The organism is Prevotella sp. oral taxon 313, assembly GCF_003043935.1.
Taxonomy (GTDB): Bacteria; Bacteroidota; Bacteroidia; order Bacteroidales; family Bacteroidaceae; genus Prevotella; species Prevotella jejuni.
In genome coordinates, this window is the sequence record NZ_PYXE01000001.1 from 815,185 (window position 1) to 836,078 (window position 20,894).

Here is a 20,894-nt window from a genome sequence, read left to right on the forward strand (position 1 = left end):
TTAATCGTTTGGCTCTTGTTCGTCAATAGTCTCTACAGGGGCCGTCTCTTCGGCTAATTCGCACACCTGCTTCTTGTCGGTAAGGAGGGTAAGCTCGCCTTCATGACAGCGATAGACCTTACCAGGGAATTGGTCGAGGAGGTTGATGTTATGGGTTGACATGATAACTGTCGTCCCTGCCTTGCAAGTGTCTTTGAGGATACTAACGATGTTGGCAGCCGTCTCTGGGTCGAGATTACCAGTCGGTTCATCGGCAATGATAATCTTTGGAATATTCAACAAGGCACGTGCTATGGCAATACGCTGCTGTTCTCCACCAGAGAGTTCACTTGGCATTTTGGTCCGCTTGTCGGTCATGCCCACCTGTGCTAACACCTCATCAATACGGCGGTCAATCTTTTGACTGTCGTTCCAGCCCGTTGCCTGCAAGACAAACTTGAGGTTCTTTGCTACAGAACGGTCATGTAAGAGTTGGAAGTCTTGGAAGATAATACCCATTTGCTTACGTAGGGAAGGGATGCGACTACGCTTGATATTGGGCATACTCTCCTCAAGTACGACTGCCTTCTCTGCGTCTTCACTGTCAATGTCCAGCTCGCCATAGAGTGTTTTCAACAGCGAACTCTTACCCGAACCAACCCGGCCAATGAGATAGATAAACTCTCCTGTTTCTGCTTGAAAGTCAACGTCTTTCAGAATTAAGCGTTCATCTTGATATATGTTTACCTTCTTGTAGTCTATTAACATGATTATCTCTGTATGATTTATTATTGTCGATTGATACTTTCGTCCGTTGTCTCTTGACAAGGATTTATTCTGCAAAGGTAGTAAAAAACACTGTAATAGCTGCAGGAAATAAGAGGTTTAACGCATTTACACTTTATTATGAATATGCAAGAACAGCTTTCACAAACCATCACGGCTGTGAAAGCTGATAGAACCCCTACTGTTAGAGGCTCTTAATCGCTGAATACTTGTCTTTAGATGAGTTTAAGATGTAGTCTTATTTGTGTTTGGTTTGTTGGCGAAACGCTGCTTTCAGCTTATTAGAGAAATCTACTGACTGTGCCGAATCATTGAAGTTAATGTAGATATCTTCGTTGTTCTTTGTCGTGATATGTGTCACATTCGTATCATCAGAATGTAAGTATAATAGCACATCCTGCCCTTCTTCGGTCTTGAAATGACCCATATTAATTTCGCCAAGTGACATCCCGTTTGTTCTTACCCCAATGGGTGGCACGGTAGCGTTGCCGTCTACTTGTGTAATACTTGCTATCGGTATTTCCTTAGCATACGACCCTTCAATAAACAGCGTATCATTTCTAATCATCGTGTCGTTGTCGTTCCCTGTGATTGGGAGGGCTGCAATGAGAGGGATCATACCTAATATCACAATGATCGAAAGCATGAGCACGAGCAAGCTTTTCCCTTTCTTCTCTATCATGTACAGTTGTAACAGCATGTAAACGATAGCTGCTATCTCAGGGATGAGTATGACGACAAGTTGATAAGTTTCCCAATGAAAGACAAAACAGGTGAAGCCACCGACGAGGATGATGCTACCAGCTAATATTAGTGCTATCTTTATCCTCCTCAGCCGTTTAAGTCCTTCCTCACTTTTAAGTTTCGCTTTCGGTATTCTTGACCCAAAATTGATAGAAGAATCAGGTCCGATAGTGCTGCCGATAACGATTAGTGGTAAGCTCATCAGTAATATTACAATGATGTCCATCATATCTTTTCTTGGTTTAAAGTTATTTTTCTACGATGTTCTGTGCTCCTAACTGCATTCTATCTGACGGTATTATCTAATCTATTGCAAATATATAATAAAATTCAATACGGCGCAACTATTTGAAAAGAATAAATCTTTCTACATTGATGAAGATTGATGTTCTCTTACAAAGAATAGTGATGACAGAAGATAACATCATCACCTAACACCCAACATCCAACACCCCCCGGCCCCAGCTGGCCCCTCCCCTTCCCCTCCCCCGAAGGGAAGGGGAGTGATCACCGAGATACCCCTATAGAGTGGATATAGGCTTCGCATTGTCCTTTATTAGAAGTCTTGTATGAGTGTCTTGGTGTGTTTTTTCTCACAGATTTACACAGAATAACAGAACACACAGGGGTCAGAAAAATAGCGGCCCCTCCCCCGGCCCCTCCCCCGAAGGGAAGGGGAGTAATCACCGAGATACCCCTATAAAAAGGATGTAGGCTTCGTTATGTCCCTTAATGGCAGTCTTGTAGGGGTAACCTCACATACTAATAACCAGTTGGCCCCTCCCCCGACCCCTCCCCCGAAGGGAAGGGGAGTGATCACCGAGATACCCCTATAGACAGGATGTAGGCTGCTTTTTACCTTCTTATTGGTATCTTCATTAGCAGTAATGTTCTGTGAATTCTGTATGCCGGAGGCCTTCTGTGAGATCGAAACTGTGCGCTAAAAGGTTCTGTTAGCTCTGTGAGTTCTGTGAGAGAAAAAACTCCCCAGCAAGCCTCATAGGCCTAATCTCATCGAGAGGGTGCGTTCTATTTCTCACAGAGAACACAGAAGAACAGAACACACAGCATTCCACAGAGACATTAAGTCAACCGATTTCACAGAACCTTACAGCCATCTTTAGCTGAAACGTTCTGTGATATCTGTATGCCGGAGGCGTTCTGTGAGCTCGAAACTGTGCGCCAAAAGGCTCTGTTAAATCTGTGAGTTCTGTGAGAGAAAGACCTCACCACGCCCCATGCAAGCAACCCAATAGGGGTAACCTCACATACTATGCCCCTCCCTGCGGGGGAGGGGTTGGGGGAGGGGCCAGTATCTTATGGGCTCGAAATAGTGCGCCAAAAAAATCCGTGAACTCTGTGTGCTCTGTGAGAGAAAAAACTCCCCAGCGAGTTGTTTGTGTGTTATCTCATACGAGTGGGTGCGTTCTATTTCTCACAGAGAACACAGAAGAACAGAACACACAGCATTCCACAGAGACATTAAGTCAACCGATTTCACAGAACCTTACAGCCATCTTTAGCTGAAACGTTCTGTGATATCTGTATGCCGGAGGCGTTCTGTGAGTTCGAAAAGTGCGCCAAATGGGTCTGTCAAATCTGTGAGATCTGTGAGAGAAAAAACTCCGCAGCGTTTTACTTGTGTGTTGTTTTATTGAGAGGTAAACATATTATGTGAGTATTCCTAACGTGCTGTCCGATGAACTGGAGGACATTTATAAACACATATAATCTGCTTGTAATGTAAAGAAAATTCACTCCTCGGTTTGAGAATACGCCCCTCTCCCTTGTAGAAGACGCCTGTTTAGCAGGCAGAACACGTCCTTCTTGCATGCAGAACACGCCCTTCTTGAACTTAGAAAAGCGTCTTCTTCTTTCGTGTTTAGCAAGTTGTTGATGCTGTGAGAGTTACGGTAATGATAGAGAGGAGTGGCTTAGGCGGTTTTAGTGGAACTTATCACATTATTATGTAAAGATATTTCACTATTGAAAAGGTGATGTTTTTCGAGAGAAGAGCAAATAAAAAAGCGGTATAAGGACGCCGAGAATGTACGTCTTATACCGCTTTGTAAGATGAGGCTATACCCACGTTTCGTTAGGAGAGGGGATGTCCTCTCCTACGAATTACGATTACAACCATCGTTGGTAGAGCCGTGATATGTATGTGTAGGATTACTTCTCGCAGCTACAGCCAGTCCAAGGCTTCAGCTCTTTGAAGAAGTCATGACCCTTGTCGTCGACGAGGATGAAGGCAGGGAAGTCCTCAACGGTAATCTTCCAAACCGCTTCCATACCCAACTCTGGATACTCTACGCACTCAATACTCTTGATGCTGCTCTGTGAAAGGACAGCGGCTACACCGCCGATAGTACCGAGGTAGAAGCCACCATGCTTCTGGCAGGCATCTGTCACAGCCTGTGTACGGTTACCCTTTGCAATCATCACGAGTGAACCACCATGCTCCTGGAACTCATCAACGTATGGGTCCATACGGTTGGCAGTGGTAGGTCCCATTGAACCACATGGGTAGCCCTCTGGAGTCTTGGCTGGTCCTGCATAGAGAACAGGGTAATTCTTGATGTAATCAGGCAATTCCTCGCCAGCATCCAAACGTGCCTTGAGCTTAGCGTGAGCAATGTCACGCGCCACGATGATAGTACCCTTGAGGTTAACACGTGTTGAAACAGGATACTTTGTCAGTTCAGCACGAACAGCATCCATACCCTTGTCGAGGTCGATCTCTACGCCCTTCGCACCTTCTCCAGGCTTGCGATACTCTTCAGGGATTAGTTCACCAGGGTTGGTGTCCATCTTCTCCAACCAAATACCGTCCTTATTAATCTTTGCTTTGATGTTACGATCGGCAGAACAGCTAACACCCATACCGATAGGGCAGCTTGCACCGTGACGTGGCAGACGGATGATACGGATGTCATGAGCCAGATACTTACCACCAAACTGTGCTCCGAGACCAATCTTATGAGCCTCTTTGAGGATTTTCTCCTCGAGGTCGAGGTCGCGAAAAGCACGTCCTGTCTCGTCGCCAGTAGTAGGGAGATTGTCGTAATATTTGATACTTCCGAGTTTAACAGTGAGGAGGTTCTTCTCTGCAGAAGTGCCACCAATCACGAAGCAGATGTGGTATGGAGGGCAAGCAGCAGTACCGAGGCTCTTCATCTTCTCAACGAGGAAAGGAACAAGAGTACCTTCATTCTGAATAGTAGCCTTGGTCATTGGATAGAAATAGGTCTTGTTGGCAGAGCCACCACCCTTAGCTACCATGATGAAACGGTATTCAGCACCCTCAACAGCCTCGATGTCGATCTGTGCAGGGAGGTTACACTTCGTGTTAACCTCGTCATACATATTCAGAGGAGCGTTCTGTGAGTAACGTAGGTTCTCCTCAGTAAAGGTGTTGAAAACGCCACGAGAGAGTGCTTCCTCGTCCTCGAAGCCTGTCCAAACCTGCTGACCTTTCTCGCCATGGATGATAGCCGTACCCGTATCTTGGCAGAAAGGCAACACGCCCTTCACGGCCGTCTCTGCATTACGAAGGAACTGAAGCGCAACATACTTGTCGTTCTCAGAAGCCTCTGGGTCGGTCAGTATCTTCGCAACTTGCTCATTGTGTGCACGACGAAGCATGAACTCACAATCGTGGAAAGCCTCCTGTGCCAACAAGGTAAGTGCTTCCTTGCTCACCTTCAAAATCTCTTTACCTTCAAACTCACCAACGCTGATACCCTCTTTAGATACGAGGCGGTACTCAGTGTCATCTTTGCCCAATTGGAACATTGGTGCATACTTGAACTCTGCCATAATGTTTTGTTTAGCTGTCTGCCCTTTGTTGTTAGGGCAGACAGGTTTTGTTCTATTTGTTTATAATATGTTTTTGTATTCTGTTCTTACTGTTTATTAATAGCCGAAAATCTCTTCTGTTGTCACTTTCTTGATAGGTGCAATCTTTTCTAAGGCCTTGAGGTCAAGCTCTTTCTCGTTACCAAGGATGATATACTTGAAGGTCTTGTTAGCAATATACTCCTTCTCGAAGTTGATAACATCCTGCAGTTGCAGACTTGGAAGGGCCTTGTAGATCTTTTCACTCAATGAGCTATCGAGGCCTAAACGCTGTAGAGCAAGATAAGCGGTCAGTACAGAGTACTTTGTTGTACGCTGTGAAGCAAGGTTCTTCATCAAGCTCTGCTTTGCAAGGTCGAAACCACTCTGACGTACAGGGACGTTATTGAGGAGCTTATTGAACTCGCCTACGCAGTCCATCATCTTATCGTTTTGTGTGATGATATAGGTGTAGAAGCTCTCACTATCGCCCAAACGGGTTGGCGAATCATACTGTGCATAAGCAGAATAAGCCAATCCGCGTGCCTCACGTAACTCTTGGAAGACGATGGCATTCATACCTCCTCCGAAATACTCATTGAAGAGTGCGATGATAGGAGCACGGTCGGCAGACCACTGCTGGTTCTGGTTATGGAGTTGAACCATGTATATGTTCTTCGCATCGTAAGGTGCAATGATAACCTCGTTCTTAGGAGTTGTCTGCTCTGTATAGCGTTTTGCAGCAGGCACCTCAGCAAATTTCTTAGGCGACTGAATAGTCTTGCTGACAAGAAGGTCGACCTCTTTCAGACTTGAAGGACCATAGTAGAGTACGGTCTGCTTGTAGTTCTTTAAGCTCTTCAACACATTAAGGAACTCTTGTGGGTTCATTGCTTTCAGCTTCTGTTCGCTGATGATGTTACGTGTTGGGTTATACTCACCGAAAGACGCATAGTTTCTTAGTGCAGAGAAGTTAGCCTTCTGGTTTGCTTTATTGTCTTTGCGTGCCTTGACAACTTGGTCAACATAAAGCTCGTAAGCCTCTTTGTCGACCTTAGCATTGTTGAGTAAGTTGTTCAACAGAGCAAGTGCTTGTGGCAAGTTAGCGTTCAGTCCGCTCAGTGTGATGTATGAACGGTCATAGCTCTCACTGATGCTATAATCGCAAGCAAGCTTATAGAATAGCTGTCTTACCTGCTCGTTATTGAGCTTGTTAGTACCTAAGTAATCGAGATAACCGCTTGCATAGCTGAGCATTGGAGAGTGCTCAGAACCGAAAGGAAGTACGAAGCACATTGTAAAGAGGTCGTTGCTTGTGTTCTGCTTATAGAGAACAGGCAAGCCTTTCTTGGTTGTTGCCTTCGTAAGGTCACGCTTGAAGTCAACAAACTGTGGCTGAATAGGCGTTGTCTTGGTGTTTACAATCTCCTTAAGGAAATCGCTCTGCTTGTCGTTATTGGTAGGGATAGGTGTGATAGTAGGCTTCTCAACCTTCTTGATAGTGGTGTCGTTGCCCTGTTCCTTGTAGACACAAGCGAAGTCGTTACGGAAGAATTGATTAGCAAACTTTACTATCTCGGCCTTTGTCAACTTTGAGATGCGATTGAGCTTATCGACCTCCTGCTTCCAGTCTTTGTGGTTGATGAAAGCATCCACATACTGTTTCGCACGGAACTGATTGTTATCTAACTGCGTATAGTAGTAGCGCTTGTAGTTGTTAACGATAGATGGCAACAGATCATCAGAGAAGTTTCCCTTCTTAAGTTTCTCTATTTCATCCAAAGCAAGGCTACGCACCTCCTGTAAAGTCTGTCCGCTCTTAGACTGTCCATAGACATAAAAGACGGAGTAGTCGTTCATATCGGTCACTCCAGCCTCTATCTCTTGTACTTTCATCTTCTGACTGAGGTCGAGATCGAAGAGTCCTGCCTGTCCGTTAGACAAGAGTTGTGCTACAATCTCTAATGTATCAATCTGTTGAGAATTGCTTGGTTCAGCGCGCCAACCCATGAAGAGCATAGGAGCTTCCTTACCAATAACAGTCGTGTCGACGGGTGCTGTGAGTACAGGCTGGGCTGGGAACTGTGGTACGTCGATGTGAGCACTTGGCTGCCAGCTGCCGAAGTACTTATCAATCGCTGCTACTGTCTTGTCTGGGTCGAGGTCGCCTGAAAGACAGATGGCGATGTTGTTAGGTACATAATACTTCTTGAAATAGTTCTTGATATTGGTGATTGAAGGATTCTTCAGGTGCTCACCGAGTCCGATAGTTGTCTGTGTACCGTATGGATGGGTAGGGAAGAGCTTTGCGAAGAGGGCTGCATAGACCTTACGCCAGTCGCTTGAAAGACCGATGTTATACTCCTCATACACCGCCTCCAACTCTGTGTGGAATCCACGGATAACCATGTTCTGGAAGCGATCGGCCTGAACTCTTGCCCAAGTGTCTATCTCGTTGGATGGAATATTCTCTACATAACACGTTACATCATTTGATGTATAAGCGTTAGTACCCTCACTACCGATGGCGGTCATCATCTTGTCGTACTCATTCGGGATATTATAACGAGCTGCAAGTTGTGAGATAGAGTCAATCTGATGGTACCACAGCTTGCGAGCAGCAGGGTCTGTGATACGGCGATATTGCTCGAAACGAGCCTCTATAGAGTCGAGGTAAGGGCGTTCTGCCTCTACATTAGATGAACCAAAGTGGGTAGTACCCTTAAACATAAGGTGCTCTAAGTAGTGTGCAAGGCCTGTTGTCTCCTTTGGATCATTGCGAGAACCAGTGCGCACAGCGATGTATGTCTGTACACGAGGCTTCTCTTTGTTGACGGAAAGGTAGATTTTTAGACCGTTCTTCAGCGTGTAGATACGTGTCTGCATCGGGTCGTTCGGTACGCTCTCATAGTTGTAATGCTGCGCATAGACCGTCACTGATGCAAATAGGAACATTAGTCCTAAGCTTAGTCCCTTGATAAGGGAACTGTTGAGGGAATGTTTTTTCATACAATCAGTATTTGTTTATTATTATAATAAGGTAGTGAATGTAATGCTAATTCTCAAAGTCAACCTCATGGTCGAGGCTGTGGACGAATGATTCAAAGACCTCTCTGTCTACATCACCCATCTCATATTCCTTCTCGGCATCCTTCTTTATCTCAGCTATCCATGCTCGGCGAGCTTCGATATAGTCTTGTTTGATACGTGCATCGTACTCTGGAGTGATCTCGTTGATGCCGTAGTATTCCAGAATCATGCGATAGGTCCATGCCCATTGATAGATGCGATAGTTCTCGTTAATCTCTTCGAAGCGGTTAACTACTTCTTCTATCGTTTCAAGACAGCCGTTCTTTACATCCTCGATGAGGCGCCGCTCCTCTGAAACAGGGAGTAGAAGGCCAGAGAGATCATCCCATCGTCCGAGTCCAACCTCGGTCTGTGGCTTACCAAAGAAGCCCCATTTATGTGCTCGTTTCAGTACCGCTCCCATGTAGATGCGCAGTGCGATGTCATAATATTTGATACCTTTTCGTAGACTGGAAGCATTGATGACGTATTCATGATAGTTATAAGATGAAACATTGTCACCACTTGCCTGACGTAGATTCTCAAGTATCTTCTTACCTTGTAAAATCTCTCCAACAGAGTAGGGGGATAGCCAGTCGAAGTTAACAATGCTCTTTTGTGTCTGCTGTGGACGCATGTCACGCTTCGGCCATTTGCGTATGTCACGATAAAGACCAACTGTTGTGATGTTGCGACCAGGCACGAGATACATCTTGTCGGCCTCTGCTATGAGGTAAGAGAAAGGTAGGGCAGTCGTGTTAGGGTGGTGCATCAGCTTACCGAAACATACGGAGAACGTACCGATAGTTGCTGGCATAAGCAGATAACTACCACTGGCTGTCTTCGTGCCACGCTCTAAGATGCCCCAATGCATGGGTCCCATCTTATACGCATGATTAGAGAAGTTGGTGCCAGAACCAGCGTTATAGAAAGAGAACATACCACCGATAAGCAGTGAACTCTTGTGATGTGAGGCACAAAACGGGCCACAGAAGGCAGCGCAGGCCTCACCGTTTGACATAAAGGAATTGGCGAAGAAGACGCTCTGTGAGGCTGTGAAGCCATTGCTTATCTGGCAGGCTTCACCCACGAAGCAGTCTTGCATCTTCACACTATTTACTATGCTCGACCCATCAGAGATGATAGAATTCTCGCAGATGACGCCCGTTCCGATGTAGACGCTGGCATACTCGGAGCTGAGGATGGTACAGTCGCTCAGACGACTGGCTCCTGATATCTCGCAATCGGTCTGAATAACAGTGTTGGTAATCTCCTTTGTGTTGACAATCTTTACGTTGTTACCTATCGTACCACGCTCAGGATTGGTGCGGGCTATCTCCTCCTTGACCAGTCTACGTATGGCATTCTTAAGGTCTTTGTCGTTGAAGTGCTTCACCATAAAGGCTGCGAACTGGCTATTAAGGTCATGGAAGAAGATGACATTACCGTCTCCTACCTCGTTCAACACCGATATAAGGTTACCTTCACCGTATGTTGCTCCCTCCGTAGTCTCCATGACAGAGATATTAGAGATGAGGCAATCGTCCCCAATAGTATAGTTATTAATATAGTTGCCGACCTTCTCTATCAGGCAGTTATTACCAACGGTTACATTACGTAGGGTCGCATCGTTGATACCAGAATGCTTGACAAAGCCTTTTGTTATCTCAACTTCTTTCTGCACACAACCCAACTGTATGTCTCCATAGAACATTACTCTATGGAAGAACTTGGCTTGAAATCCATCCTCAGCAACCTTTACTCGGTTCCAATCTTCCGCCCAACAGCTATTGCTCTCGAGGGTTTCTATCTCTTCAAAGGTAAGGGAACGATATTGCATAAACTATCTCTTTTGGTTGTTTTTATTAGGCTTATTGGCCTTATAGGGCCTATTGGGCTAATAAGGCCAATAGGCCCTATCGAGCAATTAGGCCTATTGCCTATCCTCATTATTCCTCTTCAATATTGTAGAGGAAGTCATTATAAGGATATTTCTGTACGTGTAACTCACGTACCTTCTTATAGAGAACCTCCTTGAACTCGTCGATGTTCTCCTTATTCTTAGCCGAAATGAATAGACAATTGTCGTGTTCTTTGGCCATCCAAGTCCTCTTCAGTTCGTCCAAGGTCATATTCTCCTTCGTAGCAGGGGTGAGGTCGTCTTCCTCTTTCTCTATCCAATGATAATTGTCAATCTTGTTGAAGATAAGCATAGACGGTTTGTCAGCACAGCCCAGTTCGCTGAGTGTCTGGTTGACGACCTGTATCTGCTCTTCAAAGTCAGGATGTGAGATATCCACAACATGCAAGAGTAGGTCGGCTTCCCGCACCTCATCGAGTGTAGACTTGAATGAATCGACCAAGTCAGTGGGCAACTTACGGATAAAGCCTACGGTGTCAGCCAACAGGAAAGGTAGGTTATCCACAACGACCTTACGCACAGTAGTGTCGAGCGTAGCAAAGAGCTTATTCTCTGCAAACACCTCACTCTTAGCCAGAAGGTTCATAGTAGTAGACTTACCCACGTTCGTATAGCCCACTAAAGCGACTCGAATCATACGACCACGGTTCTTTCTCTGTGTCACCTTCTGCTTGTCTATCTCTGCAAGACGTTGCTTTAGAAGGGTCATACGTTGCAAGATAATGCGTCGGTCCATCTCTAACTGCGTCTCACCCGGACCACGTAGACCCACCGAGCCCTTACCTCCTCCAGAGCCAGAACCACCTCCTTGTCGTTCGAGGTGAGTCCACAGACGTTGCAAGCGAGGCAGCATATAACGATACTGCGCCAGCTCCACCTGCGTCTTGGCATTGGCTGTCTGTGCGCGCATAGCAAATATGTCGAGGATGAGCGAGGTTCGGTCTAATATCTTGACACCGAGCTCCTTTTCGATATTACGTATCTGTTTTGCCGACAGTTCATCGTCGAAGATAACCATACCGATAGGCTCCTCCTCCTCGTCCTTTAGTTTTATATAGTCTCTAATCTCCTCCAGTTTACCCTTGCCGACGTAGGTGACAGCACTTGGACCCGTCACTCTCTGCGTGAACCGCTTCACAGTAACCGCCCCAGCAGTATCAGCGAGGAACTCTAACTCATCAAGATATTCCTTCGTTTTATCCTCGTTTTGCTCCTTGGTGATGAGACCTACGAGTACTGCTGTTTCTGTTTTTACATCAGATATGATAAATTCTTTCATTCAATAATCCGTTTATAACTTGTTTGTGTGTTGTGAAGTGTAATTCTCTACGGCTTAGGTAAGTGCACACTGCCACATGGCAAAGTTACTCATAAATTCTGAAAAATGCCAATGATAAGCCCCTTTTTATGCACTTAAAGCGAAAGTGTCCGATTGTTTTCACAAACCTGTCGTATCCGAGTAGTATTCTTCTCTTCTTTCTTCAACCGTTTTCTTCTATTTTACCTACGCTCTATCACCCAAAATGAAAGTAACACTTTGAAGATTGTAAGACCAATATATATTTGTAAACATTAGTCAATCAGCGACTTATCAATGACCTTGTAAAAACCGCTAAAGCTCTATCTCTATCAACCCAACTACTTGTCAACCCATCCACTCGTCAACTTGTAAACTCGTCAACTTGTCCTCCTCCTCGTGAACCATTAGTATTCAAAATAGAAAAGTGGAATGAACACCGATGGTTAACGGCATTCATTCCACTTAATAAGACGTGTTAAGTGATAGCTTATTTATCTTGTTTATACTGGCTTTCCCAGTTAGCTTCCTCTGGTTCCTCGCCCTTTCGGCCCTCTAACTGTATCACAAAGCTCTTTGCAGGGAAGTAAGGAGTGATGTGGATGTCCAGTAAGACACGGTCCTTCTGATTAGGGTCTTGCTCAATTCTGATGACCCTAAACTTCTCAATCAAGCGTGTAGGACCTTGGATACTATCAAGGAATTTAACAATCTGGCTCCTTAAGTCGGCCTCAGTACGGGTGGTCCAGTTCTCGAAGGCACGGCGGTTTAGGAAGTCGAAGAGCACCTTAGAGATGTAATCGAACACTCGAACAACTGAGTAAGTCTGCAATCCAAGGTTGTCACCATTGAAGAGTGTCTTAGCAGAGAAGGCCATCACCTTGCTATACTCATTAACCATCGGTACAAGACCCATGCGTTCAATCTCCGAAATCTCACTCTTCTTCAAGTCGAAATGGACACTCTCAACATCGTTCAGACCGCCGAACTTCTTACCAGCAACGACCTGTGACATCAGTGTACTGTATATCTTTCCAGCAAGAGCAGACGAACCCGGAACATAGAGGTTGTCCTCTTCTCCTACCTGAACAACCTTCTGTCTACCTAAGAGCCAGTTACAAGTCATGATGATATTCGACTTATAGATGTCGCCACCAGAGTGGTCGGCATTAAAGAAGATGTCTACTACATCATCCGGAGTCTCCAAGTCTTGGAAGTCAGTAAGGAGCATTACCTTATTGCTATGAGCAATCTTTCCCCATTTGTCAAGCACTGCGTTTGAGCCTAAGTAGCCTGGGATGACAAGCAGAGAATAGTTACGACGCAGGTCTAAGCGGTCGAAGTTCTGTTTCAGTTCATTACTGATATAGTCGATGAAGAGCGGGTTGTCCAAGTCTGTCAACTGGTCCATCTCGGCATTGACAATCGTGATGTTCTTCACCTTCTGACTCTCCGTGTTACGATAGAAGAGGGCCACTGAGCGATAAGCCGTCTCTAACTCACGTGTACGAGCAAGAACTTTATTAAGGTTCTTATTCAGTAAGTCCTCAACGTGAAGGGCTCTTTCTTTCGCCTTATCTCTCATCTGTTCAGCTGATTGACCAGACTTTAAGAGGTCGATCCAGACCTCCAAACGATTGGCCAGAACCTTACGTTCGTTCTCCCACTGCGCATCAGAGAGGAAGATGTTACGGCGTGCTTTGCGTGAAGGGTTGAGATTAGAGAATCCGTCAATGATATTTTCTAAGAAGGTAAAACCGCCGTATTCCTTCAGTTTATCAAGTGCGGCAGCAGCAGACGAGGTACTTTGTTGTGCAACAGTCGACTTATTTACAACAGGAGCCTGCTGTTCCTTCGCTTTTATTTTATTATTATCCATTTCCTAATTCATTAAGATGATTATTTAGCATCAGCGTTATTAACCTCGTCAAGTGAGCTCTGTAACAAGTCTAAGATGGCTTGTCGTGTTTCAGGATTAGCCAAGGCTTTCAGCAAGGCTTTGTTTGATGACAGCTGACGAGCTATCTTTATATTCTGTTCCTTTTCAACATCAAGCTTACTAAGGAAGTCACTGTTCTCCTTTAACTTATCTGCATTGAAGTCGCCTAAGTTCTTGAATCGCATCGTCTCAAGTACGTCCTCGCCGTTGTCGTCCTGCATTTCGACATTAACAGATGGTGAGAAGTGCTCGAAAACATCCTCTACAGTCTGCAAGCCGTACACTGTTTCAGGACTTACAGGAGCCTCGTCGGTTAATTTCTGTACTAATAAAGTTCTGTTGGAAGGTATGTCGGCAATTGACTCATTAGCGTCAACGTTTACCTCATTACCACCAATTCCATAATCGTAAATGGCCATGTTTTTTATGTTTAAGTTTTATATTAATCCTTTACAAGAATGTTTATAATCAGGCACAAAACTATAAAATTTACATGAAAATATCGTAATTTAAATGTGAAAAGAATTTTATAAGCGTTTTTTTTATCATATTTTATTGATTGTTTTTATTTTGAACATGTATTGAGCTATTGGTCCCCACGGGGTTTAGAGTTTTTTAACTATGGGCGACAGATGGTGGGGGTTGGGTGTTGGGTGTTAAGTGTTAGGTGTTGATGGATTGTTTTGTTGGGTGTTGGGTGTTGATAGTTGGGGTGTTAGGTGATGAGTGTTAGGTGTTGATGGTGTGCTTTGTTGGGTGTTAGATATTTACTATTGAGTATTAAAGTCTACATGTTAGTAATATCAAATTAAACATCCACAACTACAAACGTCATTGGTTTTCTCATAGCAGCTTGGGGCTCCCCTCCTTCGGAGGGGTTGGGGGAGGTCCCCTCTACCCACCTATCCTCTTGTCATTTTTTTTCGCTCTTCTATGTTCGAGAACACGCCCTTCTCCGTTTGAGAACATGCCCTTCTTGGGGCAAGAGGAGGCCCTTCTTGAGGCAAGAAGGGCATGTTCTCGAACGCTGTCTGTAATGTGTTGATTCCTTGTAGGTTACAAGCTCGATGCAAGAGGATATTATACGCTTGTTTTGATGGTGAGTTGCTTGATAAGATGTAATGATTTTTTTGTGGTTCTATGAGGCTTTGGGAACGGGGAAAGGACTGAAGAGATGGGCGATGGGAGAGGTGGATAGGGTGAGAGGGGAGGCGCGACGAGTCGTTAGCAGAGAACGATGTTCAGTGTAGGATAGAGCGATGCCCTATATATAATAAGGTGTACAGAGATGATAAATAATGATAACACGAGCTGCAGTCATACTCTCTTTGCAGAAAGGTAGTAAGTATTCAAAGTGTTGAGAGATAAAGTTTTATAACAAAAGCAGCTGTTCAGAAGGTCTAACAGGATTAGTAATCAAATACTTATAAATCATTAAAATCCTAAAAAAAACACCTATATCTATTAAAAATAATATATATTTGCACAACAATTAAAAGCGTAGAATGAACTATCTAAAACTGCCGCTGGATTTGTCAGGGGCCTTAAATGGTCAGATTCAACGATGTTCTTATGAGGAATCAATAGCGCAACATCTGATGATGTTGGTTGTTTCCCGGTGTGGTGAAGTAGAGGGAAGGGAAGATTACGGATCGGTTATTTGGGACTTAGAATTTAATCAAGTCTTAAAGAACGAGGATTGGGAAGAAAAGGTCAGACAGTCACTTGAAGCCACCATAACTAAGTATGAGCCTCGTTTGAAGGATGTTGAAGTAAGAGTGGAACTAACTGAAGTAGAGGAAGACATACGTAGTAAGTTCCCTAACGCTCGTAAACGTGTACGTTTATGGGTCAAGGGTCTTATCGTCAGAAACGACCAACAGTTTAATTTCAGTACACATCTTTATATTAGTCCGATATCACAATAGGGGCGACTGACAGTGAAGAGGAAATAAGACAATGGGACGTTTGATAGCCTTAAACGATATAATACGCTCGAAACAGTATTCTTGTTGTATGCTGCATGCGGCTAGGACTGTTATAGGCAATGCTGAAAAGGGCGCTTTCATGTCTTGTTGGGCAATCTTCTCCGATGCTTCATGGTGTTTTACTGATGAGGCCCCATGTAGTCAACCGATGGTGGACAAGGATAGACATCATTGTTCGTAAGATAATAGTAAAATGGTAGATAAAAGACAACAGATAATAAAGGATCGTCTAAGAATGTTCGCAATGGACTTGTGGAACATCACAGACTTAAGTCAGATAGACCCTGTTATTGATCTCATACTTGACGTAATAGCTTATAACAGTAGCCGTCTCCATCAGAGTATAGTAGACTCTGATGCCGACATCCTAAGCCGTTTGGCTCGTTTGATGGTACCTTTGAAATGGTCGCTCCCTTCTCCTTCTCATGCCTTGATGAGTGTTGACCCTAAGTTTGATGAGGTGAAACAGCTGACGACCAACGACTGTTTTTACGCAAGGAAGATGATGTTTGAGAAGGGATGGCTCGAACTTTACTTCTCTCCTCTAAGCAATTATCCATTGGTGAACGCCAAGATCAGAGCGATAGCCTTCGACCAACAGATCAACTATTACACTGACAGAAGCGTGGACAGGCCGGTCATTCCTGACGTAGAGATACCTTCAGAAGAGGGGACAGTATGGATAGGTCTGAACATGACACAAAGCGTGTTGCGCTCAACGAAGCGTCTTGTCTTGTGCATCCTACCCGAAGATGGCAGTCTCTCACCGTTCTTGCGCGACATAGAAGTCTATGACGGGCAGGGCGAACAACTAAGTGTATCGGTGCCAGAGTTCCCCCTCGAGCAGTGCGAACGCTATCATTACTTTGATGAGATAAGTAGTTATTATGCCGACAACTTTATCCAGATAGACCTTAACTCCCATTTCCTATCGACAAACCCCTTCTCTACTTACCCCTCAGCGTGGGAGACGAGTGAAGGAGAAGAGAAAGAAGAGTTAGTATGGTTACAGTTGAAATTCCCAGTGGTGTTCAATCGTGTCGACTTTGCGAAGGTAAGATTCCTACTTAACACATACCCCGTGGTCAACCGCAAGCTCGTCGCGATGCAACATGACTACACTCGAAGAGGAAACATCGTAGCCCTCCCTTGTGAGGACAACCGCTTCTTGCTCAACATAGAATCCTTCCAAGACGATGGCAATCATCAGTATATAGACGTGGGACAGTGCTATGACGAGCATCCTGTCGGGACTTATAGCCTATACTTTGGAAACTTAGAGAGATTTGACTCAGACAATGCGCGCACATTAATTCATAAGCTTATTCAACTCATACATGAGGATGGTAGTGCTTTTGGAAGTCTACAGATAGACACGCTCTCAGACCAGTTGAATAATCTCTACAATAATATTGAGAACATAGAAAAGGGTGTCTTCGACTTTGTTCAGGACAAGAGTATTCCCCGTTCGTTCCTCTTTACGCAGCCTTACAAGCGTACGGCAGAAGCCGAGGTGCGCTATTGGATAACCGATGCCGACCTGGCTAACGGTTTAGACAGTCGAACGTCAGTATATCAAGCAGAGAACGAACGTTTCCTATCAGAGAGCCTTTCTTTCCAGACAACAACCAAGTGTGGTAATGCACACGACACCGAACGTGAGATTGTCAATCGCCTCCGTTATGGCTTACTAACGAAGGATAGGATCGTAACACGTGAAGATATAAAGAGCTTCGTATTATGTTGTTTGGGTCCACAAGCAAAGTCAGTCGATGTAAAAGACGGTATTGCTATCTCCAAAGACGTACGTCGTGGTATCATCAGGACGACAGAGATAAGAATAGCCCTCTCTCGTTCAGGCAGAGAAGAGGGTATCGACTTACCGTCCATGACCTTGTTCTTAGAGCGAGAACTGACCAAACGCTCTGTAGATAAGACCCCTTATAAGATTTATTTCGTATGAACACACAGAATTACAGCAACAGTCTTGTAGCCGCTATAAAGTTGGCTAAGGCCATGGCCCACCAAGATAAGCACCTCTCATTTGGTGTAGCTCATTTAGTCATAGCCATGTTGACCGAGCAAACAGGTCTGCGTGAGATACTCAACTCAATGCAGAAAGAGGTGGCGTATGTCAGCGATTGGTTTGAAACCTATCGTGAGATGTATGTCGGTGTGGAGCATGATGCAGGCGAGATAATCCCTGACCGTGAGGTGGAGACGGTGCTCGACGAGGCCGAACGGTCTAAGATAAAACTCGGAACAGACTCGGTTGATGCCTTGTGTGTATTCGCTGCCGTCGTAAGAGACGGTGTTGTCTACTCTCATCAACAGATAGAATCGATCGGAGTGACCGAAGATGAGATAATGGAATACTTTGAGGCATCAACCTCACCACTATCGCCTGTCTCTGAGATGGATATGGGTAGTTCTATTCAATACGTGTCCGACCTCCGTCGAGCAGAGCTTCTTGAAGAGGGTAAGTTGATTATCGGGCGCAGTAAAGAGATACGTCTTATCTTGGAAACACTGGAGCGTTCGGAGCGACAAGGCATCCTCCTTGTTGGTGCACCAGGTGTTGGAAAGACGGGAATCATAAAGGCTCTTGCCCATGAGATGGAGATCAATCAAGATGAAATAATCAATCAGACATCGTTGGTAGGCCTGAATACGTCGAAAGTACTTGCACAGTCGGGCAATGAGACGGAAGTAACGCAGAAGATGACAGCTGTATTACAAAAGATGAACCAGGCTAAGAGCCGTGGAGTATTGGTCATTGACGACCTGCAGCTACTGCTTGAAAGTGGCAATCCCACAACGGCCACCTATATTCTCAACAATCTTGACGCACAGATATGTGACGGTTCTGTCACGTTGTTAATGGTGCTCTCGATGGATGCCTATCGTAAGCATGTAGAGAAACATTCCATCGCTAATAAGTTGAACATCATTAATGTAGAAGAACTTGAGCCTAACATCCTTCGCAGTGCATTGTTAAGACATAGGCCAACACTACAAGCCTTTTACAGTCTGGCTATGACGGAGGAATCGTTCATCAGCGCTTATAACCTTTCTAACAGATATTATAAGGAGAAGAGTCAACCAGCCTCAACATTAGACTTGATAGACAGTACGGCCGCTTCAGTGCGATTGAGCAACAAGAATGCGGTAGGTATTGTGGAGCAGCTTGTCGAACAGTATGAGAAATACAAGGCAATGCCAATAGAAGAGGTAAGCGACTTCGATTTACATCTACTTTATTATACTATATTTAATAAGGTGAGTGTTGTCTTGACTTCAAAGGTTGAAGACAACTATATACTTACTGATGACGACTCGACAGAAGAGAAACTCAATAAGCTTGGAAAGATACTTAACGAATTGACAGTGCTCTCAGAGAAAGGCATAGAGAAGGTTAGTTCGTTAGAGATAGAGTCGGTTGTAGCAGACGATACGGGTATCCCTATCGGTAAGATTCAGGCTCAAGAGAAGGATAGACTGTTAGGAATAGAGACCAAGCTACACGAAAGAGTCAAAGGACAAGATAAGGCTATTCGAACGCTGTCTGACGCTATCATTGAGTCACGAAGCGGACTGAGTGATCCGAAGAAACCTATTGGTTCGTTCTTCTTCCTTGGTCCTACGGGAACAGGTAAGACTGAGCTGACAAAGTCGTTGGCCGACCTTCTTTTCGATGACGATACGGCCATGATACGTTTCGATATGTCTGAGTTTAAGGAAGAACACTCTGCTGCTTTGCTCTATGGTGCTCCTCCGGGTTATGTAGGCTATGAAGAGGGTGGCTTACTGGTAACGAAGATACGCCAGAAACCCTACTCTGTTGTGCTGTTCGACGAGATCGAGAAGGCACACAGCAGTGTTTATGATATCTTCCTACAGATTATGGATGAAGGAAAGGTGCATGATAAGCTCGGACGAGAAGGCGACTTCTCTAACGCAATCATCATCTTCACGTCGAATATTGGTAGTCAATGGATTGCAGAACAGATACAGAAAGGACACCAGCCAACGTCTAACGAATTGATAGAAGTGATGTCGAAGTACTTCCGACCAGAGTTCTTAGGTCGTCTGACGGAGGTTGTCCCCTTCTCACCTATTACCGAACAGGTTGCACAACAGATATTCCTTCTACAGTTCTCACGCCTACAGAAACAGCTGTTAGAGCAGAAGGAAATACAGTTAGACTTGGCCCCAGAGACCATTGCATACCTCACTTCAAAGGGCTTCTCACCACAGTATGGAGCACGCCCTATCGCTGGTGTGGTAAGAACCTACCTAAAGAAGACTATCTCAAAGCTGATAGTATCAGAAATGATCAAGCCCGGTGACCATATTATCGCAACTTATAAAGATGGCAATCTACAATGGAATCACGTATAACAACATCTGAAAGAGACTTAGAAAGGTTCTGTAATAGTGACGCCAGAAACCTTATCGCAGAGGTGTTCTATGCTGAGTTGCAGTTCGTTACAGATGAGAATCTACTGGATAAGACGGTTGTTGTGAGCCATGGAATGAATAGTCGTGTGAACTCGCAAGACATCATCGACCTGCAAAAAGAGGAGGTTTATAAAGATGGACAACTACGAGATCGAATCATACTGAACATCGCTCGCAATGGCTTCTACCATCAGTTGCCAGAGTTCCTATTCCATCCTATTTCGCTGAGTGCACCTGGGATGAGTAATAAGGAGGTCGTTGAGGCTATCCGTTTGAATAGAAAGAAGGCCGAGCAAGCCGTTCACTTCTTCTCTCCCTTTGATACAATGATGTTCCATGATAGTGTGTCTATCTTCGAACGACAGCTGACGTTGTTTGATGAACCGTATGAGAACGTCATTTTCAAGAGCTTTACTAATGTCTTCTTTGCCAAGTCGGCTCCCCTTACAGCAGGTGAACGATATAAGTTGTTCCTGTGTCTTCGCAAGGTGGAGGACTATAAGGAAAACCTCTCAGCACTGGAGGAACTACTCTTGACGGTATGTGATATAGATGCTCAGATGCGTTATGTCTATCATTACGAGGACGACTTACCTTATATGAACTTGGGCGACTGTGTGTTAGGAGTTGACTCTGGTCTTGATGGACGGTTGCTTTGTGAATTAGACGATGTGGAGGTGAAGCTTATCTTCCACGATAGTGTGACAGAGAGTAGACTGAAGAAGCAAATGGAGATAGTAAGGTATATCTTGTCTTTCTTCCTCCTTTCTTCAAGAGACATAAGGCTTATCTATACAATAACATCAAATACAGAACTTGTCTTAGGACAGAACTTTTTGGGTTACGATACGAACTTATAATAAAAGAACTTAG

The 20,894-nt window shown here is 44.7% G+C and carries 12 protein-coding genes; 4 read left to right on the forward strand and 8 right to left on the reverse strand.

Translation table 11 applies throughout. From position 1 onward, the window contains the following. The 8 genes from AXF23_RS03175 to AXF23_RS03215 form a co-directional block, all read right to left on the reverse strand. Positions 1-747 (reverse strand): cell division ATP-binding protein FtsE, encoded by a 747-nt coding sequence (locus tag AXF23_RS03175; protein ID WP_089366252.1) that lies wholly within the window; start codon positions 745-747, stop codon positions 1-3. A 256-nt stretch (positions 748-1,003) separates the two neighbouring features. Then, the gene (locus AXF23_RS16060) at positions 1,004-1,738 is read right to left on the reverse strand and encodes a hypothetical protein (protein WP_199222156.1); all 735 of its coding nucleotides are present in this window, start codon (positions 1,736-1,738) and stop codon (positions 1,004-1,006) included. Positions 1,739-3,681: 1,943 nt separating this feature from the next. After that, entirely contained in the window at positions 3,682-5,328 is a 1,647-nt protein-coding gene (locus AXF23_RS03190) for a fumarate hydratase (protein WP_107624273.1), read from the reverse strand. Between the two features lie 96 nt (positions 5,329-5,424). Then, on the reverse strand, positions 5,425-8,355 hold the full coding sequence (locus AXF23_RS03195) for a M16 family metallopeptidase (protein WP_107624274.1): 2,931 nt from the start codon (positions 8,353-8,355) through the stop codon (positions 5,425-5,427). 46 nt (positions 8,356-8,401) lie between these two features. Next, the gene (locus AXF23_RS03200) at positions 8,402-10,255 is read right to left on the reverse strand and encodes a DUF4954 family protein (RefSeq protein ID WP_107624275.1); all 1,854 of its coding nucleotides are present in this window, start codon (positions 10,253-10,255) and stop codon (positions 8,402-8,404) included. Positions 10,256-10,364: 109 nt separating this feature from the next. Next, positions 10,365-11,615: a GTPase HflX gene (gene hflX / locus AXF23_RS03205; protein WP_107624276.1), complete on the reverse strand. Its 1,251-nt coding sequence runs from the start codon at positions 11,613-11,615 to the stop codon at positions 10,365-10,367. A 508-nt stretch (positions 11,616-12,123) separates the two neighbouring features. Next, positions 12,124-13,512 carry a DUF5458 family protein gene (locus AXF23_RS03210; protein WP_009010480.1) on the reverse strand — a complete coding sequence of 463 codons (1,389 nt, stop codon included), beginning with the start codon at positions 13,510-13,512 and terminating at the stop codon, positions 12,124-12,126. 20 nt (positions 13,513-13,532) lie between these two features. After that, complete coding sequence (locus tag AXF23_RS03215) at positions 13,533-13,991, reverse strand: hypothetical protein (RefSeq protein ID WP_009010481.1); 459 nt, start codon at positions 13,989-13,991, stop codon at positions 13,533-13,535. A 1,086-nt stretch (positions 13,992-15,077) separates the two neighbouring features. Between AXF23_RS03215 and AXF23_RS03220 the strand changes: the two genes are divergently transcribed. From AXF23_RS03220 to AXF23_RS03235, 4 genes are all read left to right on the forward strand, one after another. Then, complete coding sequence (locus AXF23_RS03220; RefSeq protein ID WP_009010482.1) at positions 15,078-15,500, forward strand: GPW/gp25 family protein; 423 nt, start codon at positions 15,078-15,080, stop codon at positions 15,498-15,500. A 253-nt stretch (positions 15,501-15,753) separates the two neighbouring features. Next, positions 15,754-17,523: a type VI secretion system baseplate subunit TssF gene (locus AXF23_RS03225; protein ID WP_107624277.1), complete on the forward strand. Its 1,770-nt coding sequence runs from the start codon at positions 15,754-15,756 to the stop codon at positions 17,521-17,523. Next, on the forward strand, positions 17,520-19,961 hold the full coding sequence (locus tag AXF23_RS03230) for an AAA family ATPase (RefSeq protein ID WP_107624278.1): 2,442 nt from the start codon (positions 17,520-17,522) through the stop codon (positions 19,959-19,961). The genes AXF23_RS03225 and AXF23_RS03230 overlap by 4 nt, the downstream gene beginning before the upstream one ends. After that, entirely contained in the window at positions 19,946-20,881 is a 936-nt protein-coding gene (locus tag AXF23_RS03235; protein WP_089366246.1) for a hypothetical protein, read from the forward strand. The genes AXF23_RS03230 and AXF23_RS03235 overlap by 16 nt, the downstream gene beginning before the upstream one ends. The last annotated feature ends 13 nt before the right edge of the window (positions 20,882-20,894 follow it).

Coding starts and splice junctions, on each gene's coding strand:
- AXF23_RS03175 (WP_089366252.1), bottom strand. CDS start 747: ATGTTAATAGACTACAAGAAGGTAAACATATATCAAGATGAACGCTTA.
- AXF23_RS16060 (WP_199222156.1), bottom strand. CDS start 1,738: ATGATGGACATCATTGTAATATTACTGATGAGCTTACCACTAATCGTT.
- AXF23_RS03190 (WP_107624273.1), bottom strand. CDS start 5,328: ATGGCAGAGTTCAAGTATGCACCAATGTTCCAATTGGGCAAAGATGAC.
- AXF23_RS03195 (WP_107624274.1), bottom strand. CDS start 8,355: ATGAAAAAACATTCCCTCAACAGTTCCCTTATCAAGGGACTAAGCTTA.
- AXF23_RS03200 (WP_107624275.1), bottom strand. CDS start 10,255: ATGCAATATCGTTCCCTTACCTTTGAAGAGATAGAAACCCTCGAGAGC.
- hflX (WP_107624276.1), bottom strand. CDS start 11,615: ATGAAAGAATTTATCATATCTGATGTAAAAACAGAAACAGCAGTACTC.
- AXF23_RS03210 (WP_009010480.1), bottom strand. CDS start 13,512: ATGGATAATAATAAAATAAAAGCGAAGGAACAGCAGGCTCCTGTTGTA.
- AXF23_RS03215 (WP_009010481.1), bottom strand. CDS start 13,991: ATGGCCATTTACGATTATGGAATTGGTGGTAATGAGGTAAACGTTGAC.
- AXF23_RS03220 (WP_009010482.1), top strand. CDS start 15,078: ATGAACTATCTAAAACTGCCGCTGGATTTGTCAGGGGCCTTAAATGGT.
- AXF23_RS03225 (WP_107624277.1), top strand. CDS start 15,754: ATGGTAGATAAAAGACAACAGATAATAAAGGATCGTCTAAGAATGTTC.
- AXF23_RS03230 (WP_107624278.1), top strand. CDS start 17,520: ATGAACACACAGAATTACAGCAACAGTCTTGTAGCCGCTATAAAGTTG.
- AXF23_RS03235 (WP_089366246.1), top strand. CDS start 19,946: ATGGAATCACGTATAACAACATCTGAAAGAGACTTAGAAAGGTTCTGT.